Source organism: Lactobacillus kullabergensis (genome assembly GCF_003151025.1).
Classification (GTDB): Bacteria; Bacillota; Bacilli; order Lactobacillales; family Lactobacillaceae; genus Lactobacillus; species Lactobacillus kullabergensis.
This window is the reverse complement of the sequence record NZ_CP029477.1, coordinates 1,117,652-1,137,290: the sequence shown is the minus strand read 5'-3', so window position 1 is coordinate 1,137,290 and position 19,639 is coordinate 1,117,652. Positions and strand designations below refer to the sequence as shown.

At 31.2% G+C, this 19,639-nt stretch carries 19 protein-coding genes, 1 tRNA gene, 2 pseudogenes and 1 other annotated feature (1 of these 23 only partly in view); of the genes and pseudogenes, 15 read left to right on the top strand and 7 right to left on the bottom strand.

From position 1 onward, the window contains the following. Positions 1 to 769 precede the first annotated feature (769 nt). Positions 770 to 1,300, top strand: coding sequence for a hypothetical protein (locus tag DKL58_RS05380; RefSeq protein ID WP_162542333.1), 531 nt, complete (start codon positions 770 to 772; stop codon positions 1,298 to 1,300). A gap of 893 nt (positions 1,301 to 2,193) precedes the next feature. Here the strand turns inward: DKL58_RS05380 and DKL58_RS05375 are convergent. Next, a complete protein-coding gene (locus tag DKL58_RS05375; protein ID WP_109586379.1) occupies positions 2,194 to 2,559 on the bottom strand; it encodes a hypothetical protein in 366 nt (121 codons plus the stop codon). A 718-nt stretch (positions 2,560 to 3,277) separates the two neighbouring features. Here DKL58_RS05375 and DKL58_RS05370 point away from each other — a divergent pair. Then, on the top strand, positions 3,278 to 3,463 hold the full coding sequence (locus tag DKL58_RS05370; RefSeq protein ID WP_045928186.1) for a hypothetical protein: 186 nt from the start codon (positions 3,278 to 3,280) through the stop codon (positions 3,461 to 3,463). Between the two features lie 4 nt (positions 3,464 to 3,467). On the opposite strand, the gene DKL58_RS05365 is transcribed toward DKL58_RS05370, so the two are convergent. Beyond that, positions 3,468 to 4,007 carry a DUF4231 domain-containing protein gene (locus DKL58_RS05365; RefSeq protein WP_109586378.1) on the bottom strand — a complete coding sequence of 180 codons (540 nt, stop codon included), beginning with the start codon at positions 4,005 to 4,007 and terminating at the stop codon, positions 3,468 to 3,470. Between the two features lie 259 nt (positions 4,008 to 4,266). Here DKL58_RS05365 and DKL58_RS05360 point away from each other — a divergent pair, with 259 nt between their 5' ends. Then, the gene (locus DKL58_RS05360) at positions 4,267 to 4,974 is read left to right on the top strand and encodes an AzlC family ABC transporter permease (protein ID WP_109586377.1); all 708 of its coding nucleotides are present in this window, start codon (positions 4,267 to 4,269) and stop codon (positions 4,972 to 4,974) included. Next, positions 4,961 to 5,284 (top strand): AzlD domain-containing protein, encoded by a 324-nt coding sequence (locus DKL58_RS05355; protein WP_109586376.1) that lies wholly within the window; start codon positions 4,961 to 4,963, stop codon positions 5,282 to 5,284. Before DKL58_RS05360 ends, DKL58_RS05355 begins: the two co-directional genes overlap by 14 nt. A 537-nt stretch (positions 5,285 to 5,821) precedes the next feature. On the opposite strand, the gene DKL58_RS05350 is transcribed toward DKL58_RS05355, so the two are convergent. Next, positions 5,822 to 6,652 carry a hypothetical protein gene (locus DKL58_RS05350; protein ID WP_109586375.1) on the bottom strand — a complete coding sequence of 277 codons (831 nt, stop codon included), beginning with the start codon at positions 6,650 to 6,652 and terminating at the stop codon, positions 5,822 to 5,824. A gap of 634 nt (positions 6,653 to 7,286) precedes the next feature. Here DKL58_RS05350 and DKL58_RS05345 point away from each other — a divergent pair. From DKL58_RS05345 to DKL58_RS05330, 4 genes and pseudogenes are all read left to right on the top strand, one after another. Continuing rightward, a pseudogene (locus DKL58_RS05345) lies at positions 7,287 to 8,530 on the top strand (ISL3 family transposase). A 223-nt stretch (positions 8,531 to 8,753) separates the two neighbouring features. Further along, entirely contained in the window at positions 8,754 to 9,575 is an 822-nt protein-coding gene (locus tag DKL58_RS05340; protein WP_109586374.1) for an LpxL/LpxP family acyltransferase, read from the top strand. 37 nt (positions 9,576 to 9,612) lie between these two features. Beyond that, positions 9,613 to 11,226, top strand: a complete 1,614-nt coding sequence (locus tag DKL58_RS05335) for an ATP-binding cassette domain-containing protein (protein WP_109586373.1) — start codon at positions 9,613 to 9,615, stop codon at positions 11,224 to 11,226. A 135-nt stretch (positions 11,227 to 11,361) separates the two neighbouring features. Beyond that, positions 11,362 to 12,589: pseudogene (locus tag DKL58_RS05330) on the top strand (ISL3 family transposase). A 355-nt stretch (positions 12,590 to 12,944) separates the two neighbouring features. Here DKL58_RS05330 and DKL58_RS05325 read toward each other — a convergent pair. The 3 genes from DKL58_RS05325 to DKL58_RS05315 all read right to left on the bottom strand — a co-directional run bounded on the left by DKL58_RS05325 (position 12,945) and on the right by DKL58_RS05315 (position 14,406). Continuing rightward, a complete protein-coding gene (locus tag DKL58_RS05325; RefSeq protein WP_109586372.1) occupies positions 12,945 to 13,682 on the bottom strand; it encodes a hypothetical protein in 738 nt (245 codons plus the stop codon). Between the two features lie 121 nt (positions 13,683 to 13,803). Beyond that, positions 13,804 to 13,893, bottom strand: a tRNA-Ser gene (locus tag DKL58_RS05320). Positions 13,894 to 14,037: 144 nt separating this feature from the next. After that, positions 14,038 to 14,406 carry a MerR family transcriptional regulator gene (locus DKL58_RS05315; protein WP_109586371.1) on the bottom strand — a complete coding sequence of 123 codons (369 nt, stop codon included), beginning with the start codon at positions 14,404 to 14,406 and terminating at the stop codon, positions 14,038 to 14,040. Positions 14,407 to 14,563: 157 nt separating this feature from the next. Between DKL58_RS05315 and DKL58_RS05310 the strand changes: the two genes are divergently transcribed. The 5 genes from DKL58_RS05310 to pnuC all read left to right on the top strand — a co-directional run bounded on the left by DKL58_RS05310 (position 14,564) and on the right by pnuC (position 18,357). Continuing rightward, entirely contained in the window at positions 14,564 to 14,971 is a 408-nt protein-coding gene (locus DKL58_RS05310) for a carboxymuconolactone decarboxylase family protein (protein ID WP_045928178.1), read from the top strand. Positions 14,972 to 15,110: 139 nt separating this feature from the next. Next, positions 15,111 to 15,818: an AzlC family ABC transporter permease gene (locus DKL58_RS05305; RefSeq protein WP_034979604.1), complete on the top strand. Its 708-nt coding sequence runs from the start codon at positions 15,111 to 15,113 to the stop codon at positions 15,816 to 15,818. Further along, complete coding sequence (locus DKL58_RS05300; RefSeq protein WP_109586370.1) at positions 15,805 to 16,131, top strand: AzlD domain-containing protein; 327 nt, start codon at positions 15,805 to 15,807, stop codon at positions 16,129 to 16,131. The genes DKL58_RS05305 and DKL58_RS05300 overlap by 14 nt, the downstream gene beginning before the upstream one ends. Before the next feature lie 210 nt (positions 16,132 to 16,341). After that, the gene (locus DKL58_RS05295) at positions 16,342 to 17,505 is read left to right on the top strand and encodes a cation:proton antiporter (protein WP_109586369.1); all 1,164 of its coding nucleotides are present in this window, start codon (positions 16,342 to 16,344) and stop codon (positions 17,503 to 17,505) included. A 138-nt stretch (positions 17,506 to 17,643) separates the two neighbouring features. After that, entirely contained in the window at positions 17,644 to 18,357 is a 714-nt protein-coding gene (pnuC, locus tag DKL58_RS05290; protein WP_109586368.1) for a nicotinamide riboside transporter PnuC, read from the top strand. Between the two features lie 31 nt (positions 18,358 to 18,388). Here the strand turns inward: pnuC and DKL58_RS05285 are convergent, their stop codons facing one another. Then, entirely contained in the window at positions 18,389 to 18,697 is a 309-nt protein-coding gene (locus DKL58_RS05285) for a TipAS antibiotic-recognition domain-containing protein (protein ID WP_109586367.1), read from the bottom strand. A gap of 182 nt (positions 18,698 to 18,879) precedes the next feature. Between DKL58_RS05285 and DKL58_RS05280 the strand changes: the two genes are divergently transcribed. Next, positions 18,880 to 19,389: a dihydrofolate reductase gene (locus tag DKL58_RS05280; RefSeq protein WP_109586366.1), complete on the top strand. Its 510-nt coding sequence runs from the start codon at positions 18,880 to 18,882 to the stop codon at positions 19,387 to 19,389. Position 19,390: 1 nt separating this feature from the next. Then, a complete protein-coding gene (locus tag DKL58_RS05275) occupies positions 19,391 to 19,579 on the top strand; it encodes a hypothetical protein (protein ID WP_109586365.1) in 189 nt (62 codons plus the stop codon). A gap of 59 nt (positions 19,580 to 19,638) precedes the next feature. Further along, position 19,639: a binding site (T-box leader), on the top strand (it continues 239 nt past the right edge of the window).

Below are 19,639 nucleotides of genomic sequence, written 5' to 3'. Positions count from 1 at the left end.
ATTGTTACCAATAAATATTGTTTGACAGTAGAATGTACTAGTATTATTAATACGGACATCAGAGGAAATGTAATGATTATTTCCAAACTAATAAGACCTTTACTTTAGGCTCCGTTCATTTAGCTAAGACAACTAATTTCTAAGATATTAGGAAGATGGTAAAAGCCATTATTATATTGGAAGAAGTTTTCCAAAAAGAATGTTTAAAAGTGAAAATATATATATTGATCAAATCATCTTTACCTTGCTTTTACAACACAAGTACTCACAAAAGTGGAGAGTTGAAGAAACAGTAATCTCTTCGGAACTCTTAATAGTTTAGATAAATTTAATAACAACTATGACTTTTGGATTAATGGAGAAAAAGTCAAAGTAATTTTATAAAAGATATAAATAGCCACTCTGGAAATTAGTTCTCTAGAGTGGTTAAATTTTTGTATAATAAAGACTAAAGAAATGAATTAAAGTATAGAAAGAGCTAGTTTATATGATTTTTTTTCCTATTATAATCGAAATTTTTTTATTTATAATAATATTTTTATTTTTTATTTCATGTATTATTACTTTATATATAGATCCAATTCTAATAAATTACATTTTTAAAAAAATAATTATTACCACAAAAAATATCCTTACAAAAAATGCAGTTAATATAAAAAAAACAATTAATAAGTATGCTAAAAAATATAGTGATATCATTATACATTTTTCATGTGCATGTTACGTTATTTTAGGTATATACATTTTTTATATTATGACAACTATATATATGAAATTAGCAGTTCTTTTTCAAGTAATAATTTCAGCTATTATTTCTATAAATTTGTTTAAACAAAAAAACGAGGATGTATATTCAACTTATTTTTTAATTTTCAGTGCTATATATTCATTATTGATTACATTCCTTTATAATAATTTTGAGTCAGATCTAAATGAGTTTTTGAACTTTCCAGGTGATTTTAATCAAATAGGTTGGTTCTTTTTTTGGATATTTATTATGATGATTACTTTTTGGCGTTTCTACTATAAAACTGCCAAATCAGCAATAACAAAGTTTAAGACAATAAGTCTTGCAGAGCTGAAAATGGTTACCTATAAAAGTGCCCTACAATCCATAGTGGGCTTTATAGCAGTTACAGGTCTTGCATCAGTAGAAATAAGTGGTCCAGTTTTGCTGGTAATTATGTCGATTAATATTTATGCTTTGTTTATTTATCCATTTATCGATATAAATATTTTTGTTTTGCAAAAATTAAAAGATAAAAGATCGGAAACTGGGAAAAGAGCAAAAAGTAATTAAAAAAAAAGATTATAGGCAATAATATAAAATATTATTTATAACTCAAGCTGACAACTTTAAAGTAGCCCAACAATTTTTGAGAACTAGGAAAATGACTAAAACTATGGTCATCGAAGTTTAACACTATGAGCTATTTATTAAAACGAGTTATTCATTGGAACTCCAGAGTCAAATAAAAAAGTATCTAGAGCATACGATGTGATCTCAAAAATTACGGCAATTTATTACTTATTGACTGAGAAATGTTTTCGATATTCAATATGAAGTTAGTTCATTTAGTTTAATCTTAATCCTTTTCTGATTGTAATATTAAATAAAGTCTTTAATTGTTTCTTCCAATTCATTGAGATTTTTAAAACTTCTTTTCAAATCCATAAAACATTTTCCGTTTAAGTATAACAAGTTAAGGCCATCCAATGCTGGATACCTGAGCGAAGCCTGCCTTAACATGTCGATAGCAAATTTAAGAATTAAGCAACGAAATGGTATAGGAAATAATCTTATGGATGCAACCGTAAAGAATAGGCGTCAAGTAAGTCTTCTGTCCCTTGATATTGAACTCTATCACATCTGAATACCAAATATGATTGGGATAAAATGCACTGAAGTTTGTTTTAAGCAATATCAGATTGGCAAAAAACAAAGTAAAAGAAAAAGAATCAAACAGTTTATTAGCAGCTTGATTCTCTTTAATTTACTCCTTATCAACACGAACTGAAAAAGAGCTATTTTATAAAATAAAATATATGTAAAATTGTAAGAGGACTGTCCGAGGGCAACTGACTATTTGCCCAATTGTTTCTTATAATTACCTTTGGTTTGATAAGAATAATCATGCTTTATTTTGTTTCTTGTACAGACAGAGAAATATCCCATATTGTAATATGATTTCATTACACGTTTGCCATGAATTTTTCTTTTGGATAACCAAAAAAACCAACTTCTTGATAATGATAGTTAAACTTATTCAAGACATAATAGGGTCTGCCATTTTGCTTATAACGCGTGACATGTAATTTTTTATATCCTTTTTTATTCAAGCTACAAAGGACTTTACCATTTTGTATAAATGCATGTTTAGTAATCTTTATATGATTCCATTTGTTATGCCCTTTATATTCGTACCAAGTACCTCTTAGTTCTGTGGGAGTAGCATTATGCCCTACATATTTGGCCTCTACTTTTGAAGAAAAGACTAGTCCAGTGGCAACTAATATTAATATAGAAACTAATCTTACCAATGTTTTCTTTAATTTCATTTTATTCTCACCTTCCATTAAATTTTATCACTGAAATAAAAGGCCAGCAATTTATAATTTTATAACAATAAAGCCTGATTCAAGCGTCTTTTTATAAATTTATGAAACTTTATTCCCTGTCAAGCTAACGTTTTAGATTCTAAAAATATTTTAAGATACTTGATTTTCTTAGGTTTGAAAGGCAAATGTCCTGATTAGAAGGGATTAACAGCAAACTTAAAAAAATCATAAAATTAATTTTGTCTAGTAAACGCCCTTCGGAGAATTTAAGATAAAAAATATTTCGAATTTTTTGGTGCATTTCAAAGTTAAACAGATGTTTTACTGCTTAAATTGATGGCAGTTAATGATGAATAAAGTTGTTGATTTGACTGTTTTTTATAATAAGGCAATGGGACAAGTCATAAAACGAAAGTTTGGAATAAATGGTCAATTTAAGATTGATAGAAGTAGTAAGGGTTTTTTCAAAAAATACTAATTTGATTAATGGTGAAGATATCTAATTGTTTTTTAAATATATAAATAACCACTCTAAAGATTTGTTTTTTAGGGTGGCTATTTTATGGTCTTAAATATGAACTTTTTTATTTTTAAATAAATTTTAATCAAAATCGACTACAAAAATATAAGTGCTTTATTCAAAAATAATTTTCTTTGCTGTTGTTAAAATTGAATGTGATACAATTACTTAAATATTTCTATTAGGAGAGTTCTTACCATGAAATATATCAAAAAGCCAATACCTGTAGAAGCTTTTCAAACTAAAAAACCAGTCGATATAAAAACAAATGAAGGTATAATGCATGCCAATGTTGGTGACTGGATATTAACGGGCATTGATGGTGAAAAATGGCCGGTAAAAAAAGATATTTTTGAAAAAACATATGAAAAATATAAAGAGTGAATTTTTAATGTTGACGATGAAAAAAAGATTTCCTGTAAGTTTTTGAATATTTAACTTTCTCGTAATTGGGATCCTTTTTATTATGCTCATTTTTTGAACTCTGACTAGATTTGATTCTAGGTTTTTCATTGTCATTCATGTTTGTCCAATTAATATTTTCACTTGAAATTAATGACTCACATCTTTCTATCAGAGTTTTTAATTTATCTGTATCAGGGTCATCGTAAATACCAGCTGAATATAAATACATTTGTCTTTCTCTTTTTAGTGTTTCGCAAATGAAACGATATTGAATCCAATTGTCATGAAACTTTTTAAGTGACGATAAGCCTTCCAAAAAAGTTATTAATGCGCTAAAAACAGAAATAACAGTTAAAATATAATGAAATCTTAATACAAAGGAAGCTAAAACAGGTATAGAAGCAGAAAAAAGTAGTGCGAGCACTTTACATGCGCAGTAGTACTTTTTTTCTTTTTGGCTCTTTTTATCGTACCAATCTATCTGATTAGTCAGTCTTTCTTTATCATATGTGCTAAAATCCATGATATTCCTTTTCTAAATAAAATTTGTGTACAAATATTATACCAATAACATAATATTTATATTTTAAGGACTTTATACAATTATTTTATAGCTTACATAATTTACACGCAACATAAAATTTATTTCCATTTAAAATATAATGTTGTAAAAATTAAAAACAAATGTTAAGCTACGAGATAATTTAAATAAATTTAACTATATTACTCATGGTAGAACTAACCATATAATTTTATGATTTTTTACAAAAGAGGGTGAAAGAATGGATACTTACTTAACCAAAAAATCTGCAATTAAAGAAGCAATTCCAACAATTTTCGGGTATATTGGCATAAGTATGGCTTTTGGAATTATTGGCAAAGCCAGTGGCTTTTCTAATTTGGAAGTTTGCTTGATGTCTATTCTGATTTATGCCGGATCCGTTCAATTAACCACTCTGAATATGCTAGTTGCGGGCAGCCCGATTGCTTCAATTGTTTTAGCCGCTTTCCTGGTCAACTCTCGAGTAATTCTTATGAGCACGACTGTAGCAGGTTATTTGAAACAAGAAAATTTAAAAAGAAATATTTTGATAGGAACTTTTCTCACCGATGAAAGTTTTGCTCTAGGTATGAATAAAATTAATTATACAAATGACAAGTTAAATTTTACTTGGTTTAACACGGTAAATATAGTTTCTTACATAACTTGGCAAGTTGGAACACTTTTGGGAGCAGTATTGGGCAGTTTTATCGCTGATCCTAAAAAATTAGGGCTTGACTTTGCTATTGTAGCAATGTTTATTGGTTTGCTTTTTTTGCAGGTAATTGGGGACAAAAAACTAAATAAAGTACTCCAAATAATTGTGATACTGATTTCTTTTGCGCTGACATATTTACTGACAATTATTTTACCTGGCAATTTAGTGGTAATAGTTGTAACCTTAATTGGTTGTAGTTTAGGAATGGTAATAAAGCATGTCTTCTTCTGAATACATTTTAACGACAATCATTTTCTGTGGAATCACCACTTTGTTATCTAGAGTGATACCATTTGTCTTGTTGAAAAAATTCACCTTGCCGCCAAAATTAGTTGAATTTTTGTCTTTTGTGCCTATAGTGATAATGGCTGCTCTTTGGTTTAGTAACTTATTAATAGCAAACCCAGGTCATTTGCCTCAACTTAACATGCAGTACGCTTTGGCTTCACTGCCAACTTTTATTTCCGCAATTATTAGTAAGTCTCTCTTAATCATTGTGATAGTGGGTATGATTTCACTAGCAGTTCTTCGTTTAATTTAAAAAACGAATGGTACTGTGTAAATTAAATACTAAAGTCGATCACCTTGTGAACATTTTTTATATTTTATAAATAGTTTGTAGTTTATTTATAATGTACAGAGTAAGAAAAAGCATGTAAAAAAGCATTGTGCTATATTGCTCAATGCCTTTTTGTAAAACAAAAAATATATAAGATTATTTTCATAGTAATGATAAAAGAAGGGTGCAGTTTATTTTTATAAAAATAATAGAAAATGAAATTTAGTAATTAATAATTAATTTTAAAGTTGGCGAACATTTTTATATGCTATTGACGATTTTTTCAATATTATTATCTTGCTGTGCTTTAAATTGATCAAGCATATAGGCATAAGTTTTTGCAGTTATTGTCATGTATGAGTTTCCTAAACGTTTTGAAATAGCATATAAATCAATTCCTTTACTGCTATGATAGAGAATGCAAAAGGTCATAACAGTGTTGTATTTGCGTTACTTCTAAGAAATCTAAATTCGAACTGTGATCTCTTAGAGGTTTTTTGTTTTTTAAATATTTAAATCTTATTTTTTACTTAAGCCAATTAATTCTATAGTAGACAATATAACTTCTCCAGCAGTTAAATCAGCCGTTACTTTGCTGACTTGACCTTTTTCAGTATCTTTGCCTAATATTTCGTTTAAATTATCATCAGACCCATCTTCTGATATTAAGTTACCTCTGCCTTTTATTGGCCGTATGACATACCTTCCGGGTTTAATATCAAGTCCTACTAACCATATACCAGCACTTATTTTTGTTTTATATGTATATTTATCCGGTGTTGGCGTGAAGCTTGTAGACTCTATCCAGTCTAACTTGATTTTGTCATTTTTTACTAAGTTGGTAGTAAAAGAAGTTAACTGATCTCCTTTATCATCGTTTCCTAAAATAACGTTAATAGTGAAATCGCTGTTAGATAAATTACCACTGCCCTTAACAGCTTTAATAACGTATCTGCCCGGCTTGATATCTCTGCCGACCTTATACTTACCTGCGGCTAAAGTAACTGCTTTAGCTGTGTTCTTTACTGGTATAAATTTGGAAACCTTTTTGGAAGCATAGTCAGAAAGCTTTTTCCTCTTTTTTACAGGAGATGGTTTTATTGAATGAGGTGCGGTAGTTTTGTATGTTTCATCATGATTCTCGGCTTTATTTGAAGTTGATACAAAGAAACCATAAATTAAAACTAGTATTAGTCCCCATACCCACCAACGTTTTACTAATGGCTCATTTGATGGATTTTTACTTGGTGTTGGTGCTTCTTTATAATCTTTTCTATTTTTTGATTTTCTATCACTAATAATCATGTAAATAACAAATATTATTAGTGCAATTACCCATAAAAATTTCATTTCCCTTCTCCCATTATACTTGTATCAGTACATTTATAATTTACCATTTTTATAAATGTCTTAAAAGAATAAATTTACATATATTTTTTAGTGCTATTGAACAGCGTATTCTACATGGACAACTTTACTTAAAATTTTTCCCGGCTTATCTTTGTTTAAAACAATTGAATCATAATCATTATTTTCAGGCATTAGAAGCTGCATGGAATTACCTTTGCAATATAACATAAACAGCTTATTAGGAGGCACATGGTCAAAAGTTAGATTACGGTATCATTCAACATTTCTGATATCACTGTCCATTAAGTTACGTATAACACCAAAACACTAGAGAAGAAAATACAGACCGACATTGTCGGCTTGGTTAAAGGGTATGAGGGAGATAAGATTGTTTTTGAGTTAAACTAGATAATATCAATAATATTGACATACAATAACCTTTTAATTTAAGCAATGGTAGAAAAGAAGTAAAAGAGCAGTTAAAAAACTAGTTCTATAATTTATCCTGTTGATGATTTATCTATGTGGTAAGCTGTTAATAGGTTTTTTATAGCATAAAAAATGAGGACATATTCCTCTTGCTTCTTGTAATAAAATATTAACTTCTCCTAATATTTTATAGAAGGTTTGAATTATATCCTATTTTAATAATTATATTAAATTTGCTCTTGATATTAAAGATAAGAACATTGTTTTTGAAGATTATTTCTTCCGTTTGGTTAACGGTTATAAGCAGAAGGGTTACCAAGCTATCCCCAGCTGCTCCCTTCTTTGGCTCGAAAGAACTGCGGCACTATGGGCCGCCGGTTGAAAACCGAAATCCGCTATCCTGCTGCCAATGTAAGTCAGCCAGTCATTATTAGACTTTTTAAGCAGAGAGTCTGGTGTCGTACCTGTAATAAGCGCTTCAATCTGACCTGGTAGGCGAATACCGCTGTATTTCCCAGCCTGCAAAGCTTAAAATTCTCAGTGCTTTAACTGAAGATCGCTCAATGACGAGAATTGCCCGGGAAAACAATGTCTCTGTCAGTACCGTGCAAAGAGTGCAGGGTTCTTGCTCGCATCAGTTTAATAGCAGCTATGATTATTTGCCGGAGCATCTGGCCTTCGACGAGTTTAAAGGCGTTGACCGAACCTTGCATTTTATTTATCTTGATGCCCACAAACAAGAGGTAGGCCAAATTTTCCAAACGCGCTATAAAAAGCAATTATTGCCCATTTCAAAAAGTTTTCGCTAGTGGCTTTGTAAGGCATCAAAACAGTTTCTTTGGACCTGAATTTATACTATGAGGACATTGTGCGATCTGCTTTCCCAACGCTGAGCTTATGATTGATCGCTTTCACATGGTACAAATGCTTACGCGCTCCCTCAACTCTCTGCGCGTGCAGGTCATGAAGAAATTCAAAAATACCAGCAGAGAGTACAAACTGCTTAAAGCACTGTGGAAACTGTATCTTAAGATGTACCAGGAGCTTGACAAAATTCATCCGCATTACAATTGGCACTACAAAGACAGCCTGACGCAAGAGCAGGTAGTCAACGAAGTCATCGTCCGCAGCACAAAGCTCACTAATGCCTTCAACCTGCTGCAGTCATTTTATGATGCTTTAGCCGCTAAAGATCCGCAGGCAAGTAAAGAAGATGTTGCCTGACAAATGCATCAAACCCTGTTAACTTTTAAGCATAACCTGAAAGCAGTAATTAACGGGATAACATTGAATTATTCCAACGGCTGCTTAGAGGGCTTCAATCGCAAGATTAAACAAATTGAGCGCACAGCTTTTGGCTACGCCAACTTCCACAATCTGCTAACCAGGATTAGATTAGCAGAAAACAAGGTAAAAGAAAAAGAACCAAGCAGTTTTTTAGCTGCTTGATTCTATTCATTTAAGCTCTATCAACAGGATTTGACAAAGAGCCATAATAATGATAACTTGTTATTGATAAACTCTTTTAATGAGTTTGATATGAACTTGTATCAAATAAGAAAGACTATGATAAGAAAAGAGTCAACAGAATGATTTATGATTTTTCTATGTATTTGAGTGATCTAGATGATCAACGTCTTTTCCAAGTATTAAAAAAAGTAATCAACTTGATTTGATTTGGAAAGAAATTTCTTTAATTAGACAAATTGAAATAAACGAAAAAAAAGAAAATATTCAAGACCTTGTGACAATTGCAAGTAAAGCCATGAAGTTTACTAATTTAAAAAACCAAGAGTCACTGAGCAAAAAATGGGCTAACTATATTTTGTTTCAAGAAACTGATGCTATATTTGTTTATTTATTTTCTCAGACAAAGTGTTTTCTAAAAAATAATTTAATTATTATAAATGAAGAAAAATTAAATGATATTAAGAGAGGAAATACGATAATTTTTAGTCCACATTGGGGAGATTTTTATTCTATACCAATAATATTGGCGAGTTTAAAAATTCAAAATGTTCCATTAGCTAATGGTGATGAAGGGGAGCATATGCGGTCCATTTTAGATGTAATGTTATCGAGCTTAAAAAAGTACATAACAGAAGTTTTAGACACATCTAACCCAGTTAATGCTCTTTTTAAGTTGGATAATTTATTAAAAAATTCAAAAAATATACTTGAATTTCCAGAATATACATTAGGTCCTAAACCCAAGTATCGTACTAAGTATTTAGATAATTTCTTTCCCGTAGCGTACGGATTAGCAGCCTTAGCTAAACGAAATAATTCAAATATACAACCAGTTACTTTTACAAGAATAGATGATTTTCCTCATTATGAATTAAGATTTTATTCCAAGATAAATATAAAAGATATGACAGTAGGACAGATTAATAATAATATTCACAGACTGATAAACAGTATAATAGTTAAGACTCCTGAAAAGTGGTGGTATTGGTATTTGTTTTCCAAAAATAGAATATCAATCAATTAAGTATTATATATTAATTTAATATACAACGGTGATAAAAATGAAAATAAAAAACATAATTAGATGGTTACCTAATTGGCTCGTATTTTCAATAATAATAACAACAATTATTTCATCATTTGATGGAGTAGTTTTGGCACAGGTACTTTCTTCTATAGCAAATTTTAATCATAACTCAACATTTTTAGAAGTAATGTTTTATGCTGTCAAAAGCTTTTCAGCAATGGCTATTGTGTATTTTTCAATGACTTTAAGAAAAATGTTAATAAATTTAGCAATAAAAAAGCTTAATGTAAAGCTCAAAAGTAATTTTATTTATGGGCAAATTAATACTTCAACTTTTAGTAGTGATACTGCGGATAATGTCTCAAAAATATTTAATGATTTTAAATTGGTTGAAACAGATTACTTTAGTCTGATGTTTGAAGTATTTGCGTCTTTGTTAATGGCATTAATCTCTGGAATTTATATTTTAAGTTTAAGCATACCTATTGGAATTTTGTTTATTTTATTTTCTTTATTACCTATGATAACTCCAAAGATTTTTGGTAAAAAATTAACTGCCACTTCTTCAAAGTGGCAGGAAGATAGTAGTAGATTTTTAAGTAAGGTAACTGATTTATTTAATGGAGCCAATACTATCAAAACTTATTTAGCTGAAAAGTATATGTACAATGATACAGATAAGTATTTAAATGAATCCGAAAATTCTTATTTACTTATGAATAACTGGCAAGCTGTTACTTTTTTTGTCGCTTCAATTCTTTCAGTTGTTAGTTATATTTTACCTATTGGTATTGGCTTGCTTTTAGTTATTCAAAGAAAGATATCTTCTGCAGCTTTGATTGGTATTTTTATGGCTAGTGACAGAGTCGTAGGTCCATTAGGAACAGTTTCAGAGTATCTTAGTAAGATAAAAACTACTCAAGAAATTCGAAAATCTTATAGTGAACATATGATTGAATTTAAAGCTCCTAAAAAAATATCGAAAGATATTAAGCCAAAAATTTGTTTTGAAAATGTTTATTTTACGTACTCAAATGGTAAACAGATTATCAATAATTTGAATTTAAATATTACTTTTGGAGAAAAAATTTTGATTACAGGAGCTTCTGGTGTTGGTAAATCGACAATACTTAATTTGATTCAGGGTTCTATTAAACCAAGTAGCGGAAAAATTTATTTGAGGGAAAAGAATAGTAAAATAAACAATATTCTCGAATCTGGTAGGATTGCTTATATAAGACAAAATCCCAACTTATTTAATGATACTTTGCGTTTTAATCTAACTTTAGGCGAGGATTTCTCAACTAAAGATTGTTTATTTGTTCTTGAAAAAGTAGGATTGATTAATGAACTAGGTAACGATGCTTTAAATAGATATTATGGTGAAAGTGGGAAAAACTTATCTGGTGGACAACGGCAGCGAATCGAAATTGCTAGAGCTCTTCTTTTTAATAAAAAAATTATTTTAATTGATGAAGCAACTTCTAGTTTAGATCCAAAAATGTCGGACAAAATAAATAAAATTATTCAAAATTTAGATTGTACAGTGATTGAGGTTGCTCATTATTATGACGATATTGAATTTAAACATGCACATTTTACACACTATGTACTTGAAAATAAAACTTTAAGATTAAAGGCTCTATAATTTATCCTGTTGATGACTTATCCATGTGGTAAGCTGTTAATAGGTTTTTTATTGCATAAAAAAGGAGGACATCTTCCTCTTGCTTCTTGTAATAAAATATTAACTTCACCCAATATTTTATAGAAGGTTTGAATTATGTCCTCTTTTAATAATTATATTAAATTTGCTCTTGATATTAAAGATCAAAACATTGTTTTTGAAGATTATTTCTTCCGTTTGGCTAACGGCTATAAGCAGAAGGTTTACCAAGCTGTCTTATTGCAGCCCAAATGTCCCTTTTGTGGCTCACAGGATGCGGACACAATGGCCGTTTGAAAACCGAAATCCGCTATCCTGCTGCCAATGCCGGTCAGCCAGTCATTATTAGACTTTTTAAGCAGAGAGTCTGGTGTCGCACCTGCAATAAACGCTCAATGGCTCAATCTGACCTGGTAGGCAAATACTGCTGTATTTCCCAGCCTGCAAAGCTTAAAATTCTCAGTGCCTTAACAGAAGACCGTTCAATGACCAGCATTGCCCGGGAAAACAATGTCTCTGTCAATACGGTGCAAAGAGTGCTGGGCTCTTGCTCGCATCAGTTTAATAGCAGCTATGATTATTTGCCGGAGCATCTAGCCTTCGACGAGTTTAAAGGCGTTGACCGCACCCTGCATTTTATTTGTCTTGATGCCGACAAGCACGAGGTGGTGCAGATTCTCCGCACACGCTATAAAAAAGCAATTATAGCCTACTGCAAAAAGTTTTCGCCTGCGGCAAAACAGTTTCTCTGGACCTGAATTTTTACTATCAAGACATTGTACGAGCATGCTTTCCCAACGCTGAGCTTATGATTGATCGCTTTCACATGGTACAAATGCTTACGCGCTCCCTCAACTCTCTGCGCGTGCAGGTCATGAAGAAATTCAAAAATACCAGCAGAGAGTACAAACTGCTTAAAGCACTGTGGAAACTGTATCTTAAGATGTACCAGGAGCTTGACAAAATTCATCCGCATTACAATTGGCACTACAAAGACAGCCTGACGCAAGAGCAGGTAGTCAACGAAGTCATCGTCCGCAGCACAAAGCTCACTAATGCCTTCAACCTGCTGCAGTCATTTTATGATGCTTTAGCCGCTAAAGATCCGCAGGCAAGTAAAGAAGATGTTGCCTGACAAATGCATCAAACACTGTTAACTTTTAAGCATAATCTAAAAGCAGTAATCAACTGGATAACATCGAATTATTCCAACGGTTGCTTAGAAGGCTTCAATCGCAAGATTAAACAAATTGAAGGCACAGCTTTTGGCTACACCAATTTCCACAATCTGCTAACCAGGATTAGGTTGAAAGAAAAAGAACCAAGCAGTTTATTAGCTGCTTGATTCTACTCATTTAGTCTCTATCAACGGGATTTGACAAATAGCCTTTCTTTTACTGGCTTTTGTTTGGATAAAGCGAATCGATAGAGAGGCTATTTAGCTATCCTATACAATATTTTAATCACCATATTCATAAAAACTTTTTTATTAGTGCTAATTAAATGAATGTTTCGTGGTTGAAATTGCAATACCAATAAAAATAGATAAGCATTGTTACTATAGGTATGAGATAAACTGTAACTACTAATCTCAATATTAATTAAGTTACATTTATTGCATTTAAATAGCGAAATGTACTTCTTTTACCTAAATACATTACTTTTATCTAATTACTAACTAAAAAAATACTAAGTTTTATTTAATAGTTACTTGTTTTTAATTTATTTAAGTCCACATAAACATAAAGTTCAATTCCATTTTTTAGTTCTTCCATATAATGGTCAATAGTCCTCATATTTCTCCGTGAAGTTACTGAATCCATGTATTTAGAATTCTTGGAATCCTTTTTTTCAGAGTAAGACATAAGATTCATATAGATAAGATTAATTAAATCAATTAAAATTTTTTCTTTACCATTGTTATTATTTTTAATTTTTAAAATTTTTAATATCTCTTCATTCTTTTTTTCTGAGTTTAATTTCTTATTTTCTTTCTCTTTTACTTCCGAATAATTTTCACGGCTAGGATCAACATAAAATGGAATGTTAATTTCATCCGATATATCTAAATCTGATTTTTCTGAAAAATATCCCTTGTTTATAAACTCAAATTTCAAACTGTTTAATTTATATTGCAATTTTTTAAAATATAATGATAAATCGACAATAGAATCGGCAATAGAAATTTTATTTATATCTTTATTTGTATTATAATAATTATTTTCAAAATACAATACTCTCAGTTTGTATAGAGAGTAATCTATATTATTTACTAAATTAAGCAAATTTCTAAGCCATTGCCTTTGATCTTCTTTTGACCTTATTTTTGCTTCTAAATTATTTTCATACTTTTTTTCAAACCAGGAAGTTAAACTAGAAATTAACGCACCTATAATTACCGAGATAATGTTTAATAACCAATTTATATTATTAGTCATATGGTTCACCTCACATTACATAATTATTAACAAAGCAATAAATTATTATTCGTGAAATAAAAAAGAGAGTACAACGAATATATGAATAATAATTATTTTTTAAAATAAATTTATATCAATAAGGAGAGTACAGGATTTGAACCTGCGCGCCAAGGAAAAACTTGGTTCGCCGGATTTCGAGTCCGGTGCATTACCACTCTGCCAACTCTCCATAACGAATAACATTATACCTTAACTGAAATTTTTTTCAACTTGCCATTTTCTTCTAAATTGAACAAGTGCGTGTTTGTTATGTATTTGCTTGATGTAATATCGGAAAAAGCAATTAAATCAGTATACATACTATATAGCAATATTATTCTTTTAGATCACCGATTGTCTTGAGATAGGTTTTGATTTTTTGTTCTACAAACTTGATATTATCGTCAATTTTCTTTTCTTCTTCGTGTAAATTATCTAGCTGCTTAAACAGTAAAACAAGTCTATCAGGTATAGTTTGGTCACCCTCATAGCGTAATTTGGTGTATTTTTGCATTTCTTTAATACTCATACCAGTCTTTTTTAAGCGGGAAATGAAACTAATCCATGCTACATCTTTTTCAGTATAGATGCGACGATTATTTTCATCACGATTTGGGAAAAGTAATCTTTGCTTTTCATAATAACGCAGTGTGTCAATTGAAAAGCCACTAAGTTTCGAAAATTGACCAATTGAATATTTCATTGTAGTTCCTTTCTAAAAAATTCCAGCAAAGTAAATGATACATCGTCATATTTTACCACTACCAAAAAATTTTGAAATAGTGTTTGACATGGACTATACTCCAGCAACTATTCTATAAACCGTTAAAAAAGTTTACAAAACAAAAAGGAGAAAAACTATGAAAAATGATGAACGTTATCAAAAAGGTTTAGTAAATTTAGAAAAAGTTGATCAAGAGGGCGGCAAATCAGTTATTGATTCACTAGCTGGTTTATCTGAAGATGTAGGGCGCTACATTATTGAATTTGCATTTGGTGACGTATACGATCGTGGTGTCCTTGATCTGAAACAAAGAGAAATGATTACCATTACAACTTTGCTCACACAAGGAGACACTGAACCGCAACTGAATGTTCATATCAATGGCGCTTTAAATGTCGGCTTAACGCCAAAGGAAGTAATCGAGACATTTATTCAAACTATTCCTTACGTGGGATTTCCGAAAGTGCTAAACGCGATTAATGTTGCTAAAAAGGTATTCAAAGATCGTGGAATAGATTTCACGCAATCGAATAAAAGTGAATAAAGTCATGACTAAAACTAGTTACTGTTATAAGTAAACTAGTTTTTTTATCTGAAGCTGATATAGTTCGTATTTTTATGACTATAAAACAAGCATGCATGAATTTAATTGTAAGTTAATTTTTGAGTTAAAGAAGTGAAATATGGAAAGTTCATTATCTAAGCGTGCAGCTGTTATTGACACAATTCCAACAGTTTTTGGCTATTTAGGAATTGCGTCCGCTTTTGGTGTGATTGCTCGCTCAACTGGTTTTTCGACTATTACAGTAATCATGATGTCAATCATAATCTATGCTGGATCAGCACAATTTACCACTGTTAGTATGCTAGTAGCAGGTAGTCCGATTGCTTCAATTATTTTTACTACATTTATGGTCAATTCAAGGATGATTTTAATGAGTACAACGGTGGCACCGTACTTTAAGAAAGATAAACTGGGCAAAGGTATTTTAATTGGCACGCTTTTAACTGATGAAAGCTTTGCTCTGGCAATGAATAAACTTAATTTTACAAATGACAAAATGAATTTCAGTTGGTTCAATACTGAAAATATGATTTCATATAAAACTTGGGTATTTGCTACAGCGATTGGTGCCATACTTGGCAACTTTATTAAAGATCCAAAACAATTAGGTCTTGATTTTGCAAATGTGGCAATGTTTATTGGTTTGTTATATTTGCAAGTAAACAATGATAAGTCTTTAAATAAGCTGTTACAAGTAATAGTAATTTTACTGACAATGTTGTTGACCTATATTTTGACAATGATTTTGCCACCCAGTCTGGTTATTATTGTTGTAACTCTTATTGGATGTGCATTGGGGATGGTAATAAAACGTGTCTTCTTCTAACTATTTGTTTTTGACTATTATCGGATGTGGACTTGCAACTTGGCTATCGCGGATACTTCCCTTTGTTTTATTAAAAAAATTCACTTTACCTAAAGCAGTGGTTGAATTTCTATCTTTTGTACCGATAGTTATAATGTCTACTATGTGGTTTTGCAATTTATTCACCGCTCAACCAGGTCAATTGCCAAAAGCTAACCTTGAATATCTTGTTGCTTCAGTTCCAACTTTTATAGCAGCGGTTATTAGCAAGTCACTTTTAGTGATTGTGATAGTTGGAATTGTTTCATTAGCTTTATTAAGGTTAATTTTGTAAAGCTGCTAACTGATTTACATTTCTAAAAGTTTATCTTGAGAGAATTGTGAGTTATACTAATAAAAGTTGCTAATTTGTGCAAAAATCAAATCGGTTCTTAAATTAAATAAATATTTTGGTTGAAGTGAAAGACTTTCAAGAATTGTTCTCAGGTTTGGGTTGCCTGAGCAATTTTGAAGGTCTTTTTTGCTATAGAAAGCTGGAAGGTAAATGAAATTTTTAGGAATGCTAGTTGTTATATTAATAGCTACCCTAATTGGCGGACAATTTAGTGCAAGGTTAAGATTACCAGCTGTTGTCGGCGAATTACTAGCTGGGATAGTGATTGGACCGGGAATCTTTAATTTGGTACAACCGGGCGGAATCATTAAAGTGTTCTCCGACATCGGTGTGATTTTTTTGATGTTTTTGGCAGGTCTAGACAGTGATATTAAAACACTAAAAAAACTTTTTCGTCCTAGTGTGTTGGTAGCTGCCTTTGGTATGATAGTACCAATTATTATTGCTTATATAACAGGCATTCTCTTTAATTTTTCACAGGTTGAAAGTTTATTTTTAGGCTTAACTTTTTCAGCTACTTCGGTTTCAATTTCGGTAGCCGTTTTGCAAGAAATGGGACGCCTGGAAGGAAAGGAGGGCATGACAATTTTAGGTGCTGCAGTAGCAGATGATCTGCTCTCAATATTACTTTTGAGCATTGTTAGTGGACTGACAGGTGTTTCTGAGCAAGGTTCAAGTATGGAAAAAAACTTTATTATTAGCCTCCTTGTTCAGGTAGCCTTTCTTATATTATTAGTTCTTCTTAGCATTTATGTCATACCTCGGTTAATTAGCTTAAGTCAGCGTCTGACATTGCCTGTTCCAGAAACCTTGGTGGCAATGATTATTGTGGTATTAGCTTCTTGGGCTGCTGAAGAAGTAGGACTTAGTAACGTGATTGGCGCTTTTTTTGCCGGTTTGGCTCTCAATCGTACCTCAGCACAGAAAATTCTCAAAAAGAATTTTACCGTCATTGGTTACAGTAGTTTTATCCCCGTATTCTTTGTCAGTATTGGTTTGGACATGAGCATTAGAGGAATATTACACGATTTTATTTTATTTATCGTTTTGATTATTGGAGGTGTTTTATCAAAATTAGTTGGCGCAAGCTTGGGCGCAAAAATTGCTGGGTTTAGCAATTCCAGTTCCTTGTTAGTCGGGACCGGAATGGTTTCGCGCGGTGAAATGGCTCTCGTGGTTGCACAGATAGGTTTGACAAACCATCTACTTGCGCCAGCGGCATATTCAACTGTGATTGGTGCGATCATTATGACAACTGTGATTTCGCCCTTTCTGCTTAAATGGTCAATAATAAAAATGGATAAAGATAGATAAGGCAAAAACAGACAGTTAACATCGCACATATTCATCGATTTGAACTACTAGTTAAATTTCTTAAAGTGACTTAAAAGTTATGTTAGTATTAAAAACGTGTTTTTTAACTGAAATTCAAATAGAAGGTAGGAAGGTCGGATGAAAGTTCAGCTAAAAGCTGATATTTTTAAATTAAAATGGTACATTAACCAAATGCGTGGTTGGAGTTTTAAAACATATCTCTTATTAATGCTGGGGATCGGTATTATTATTGGGACTACTGTTGCGTCCCCAATTGATAAAATTTCATTGTTGACAATGATTGCCGCAGTTTTGGGTTTCACTTGTACTCTTGCTATTACTAACGCCAGACAAATTAACGGTATTTTGGGCTTGATGTCAGCTACAATTTACATCATTGTTTCCGTTTATGCCCAAAACTATGCTAATGTAATTTTACAGGGTGTATATATTGTTATTTTGGATTTACCAGTGTTGTTGTTGCCGTCTTGGTCTAAAGATACGGAAAAACATATTCATGGTTTGACACTGACAAAGTGGCTTCTTACCATTATCTTTTTTGCCGTAGTGCTAGTTTTACTTTATCTGCTAGATACAAAAATTTTCACTAGTCCTAGGCCCTTAATCGATGCAACAGCGGGAGCAATCGGAATTACTGGATCTCTTCTTTGCACATTACATTTTCGCGAGCAATACTATTTTTGGACTATTCAAGGAATACTTTCAATTATTTTATGGGGAGTTACAGCATTTCAGGGGGATGCTAATTTAACATTATTTTTAACATATATCATGTACCTAATTAATGATCTGTTGGCATTTACGGACAAACACACTCATTGGTTTCACTAACAAAAAAGAAGTCTTCTTCAAAAGACTCCTTTTATTTTGCTAAATGTTTTTTGACAATTCTGCTTAATATTTTGGTTGCACCTTTGCCAGCCTTATCATCATAATAGGATTGGTAGCGAGTATCTTTATCATAGGCATCGACTATTCCTAAATGGATTTTGCTGGAATAATTAGGCATAATAATTCGCAGCCAGTTTTGATGCTTTTTAAAGGCATCATCACCCAAGTCGGCTTCTTTAGAGGGATCTTTAACAATTGCTTGTAAATCTCGTACCAGATCCGCTTCAGTTTGCTTCATTTTATTATATTTCTCTTCAGAGAATTGGCTAGATTCAGACATAATTTCCTCCTGTAATTCGTTAAGATACTTAAATAACTATAGCAATAATGTTGCGAAAAATCATGTGTAAATAAATGTTCTATTTATTTAAATAAAAATATTGTTTTGCATAATTGGTAGAGTTAAGCAAATGCTAAGAAATCTGAAAAATAAAGCGTTATAATAAGGATAGAGGCGAATTGATGATCATTTTTGTTTGGGCAGAAGATAAAAAACACCAAATTGGTCTAGATGGACATTTACCTTGGAAACTGCCTGCTGACTTACACCATTTTAAAAAAATAACCTATGGACATCCCATTGTCATGGGTCGAAGAACTTTTATGAGCTTACCTCATATTTTACCTGGCCGTATGCACATTGTTTTGAGTACTAAAAAAGAGCTGAAAAATAAATTTCACGATAATCAAAGAGTTTTAATATTATCTTCAATCTCTGAATTACAAAGTTGGATTGGTAAACACAAAAATCTGGAAATTTGTGTAATTGGCGGTAATTCGGTTTTTAACGTATTGAAAAATCAGGTAGATTGCTTAGAAAAAACTGAAATCAAAGCCACTTTTACAGCTGATGTGACGATGGCAAAACTTAATTATAGCGATTTTAAGATAGTAAAAAGGGAATTTCATCAGCCTGACAATTTAAATTTTTATCCTTATGAATTTTTAACTTATATGAGAAAGGAGAAATAACATGAAACAAGTTATTGCTTCTACTGTCGTTTTGATAATTTGTATATTAACTTTGATTAGCAGCTTTTTACTTGCAGAAAACTTAAATCATAATTATTGGTGGCAGGTAATTGGAATGGCTATTGTAACTTTTGCCGTGGGACAATATTTTTTAAAAATAATAAAATCATACCAAGCAACTAAAAAATAATTTATTTTTTGGTTGACAGGAAAATTTTTAGATGTTAAATTAATAAACAATTAAATAATT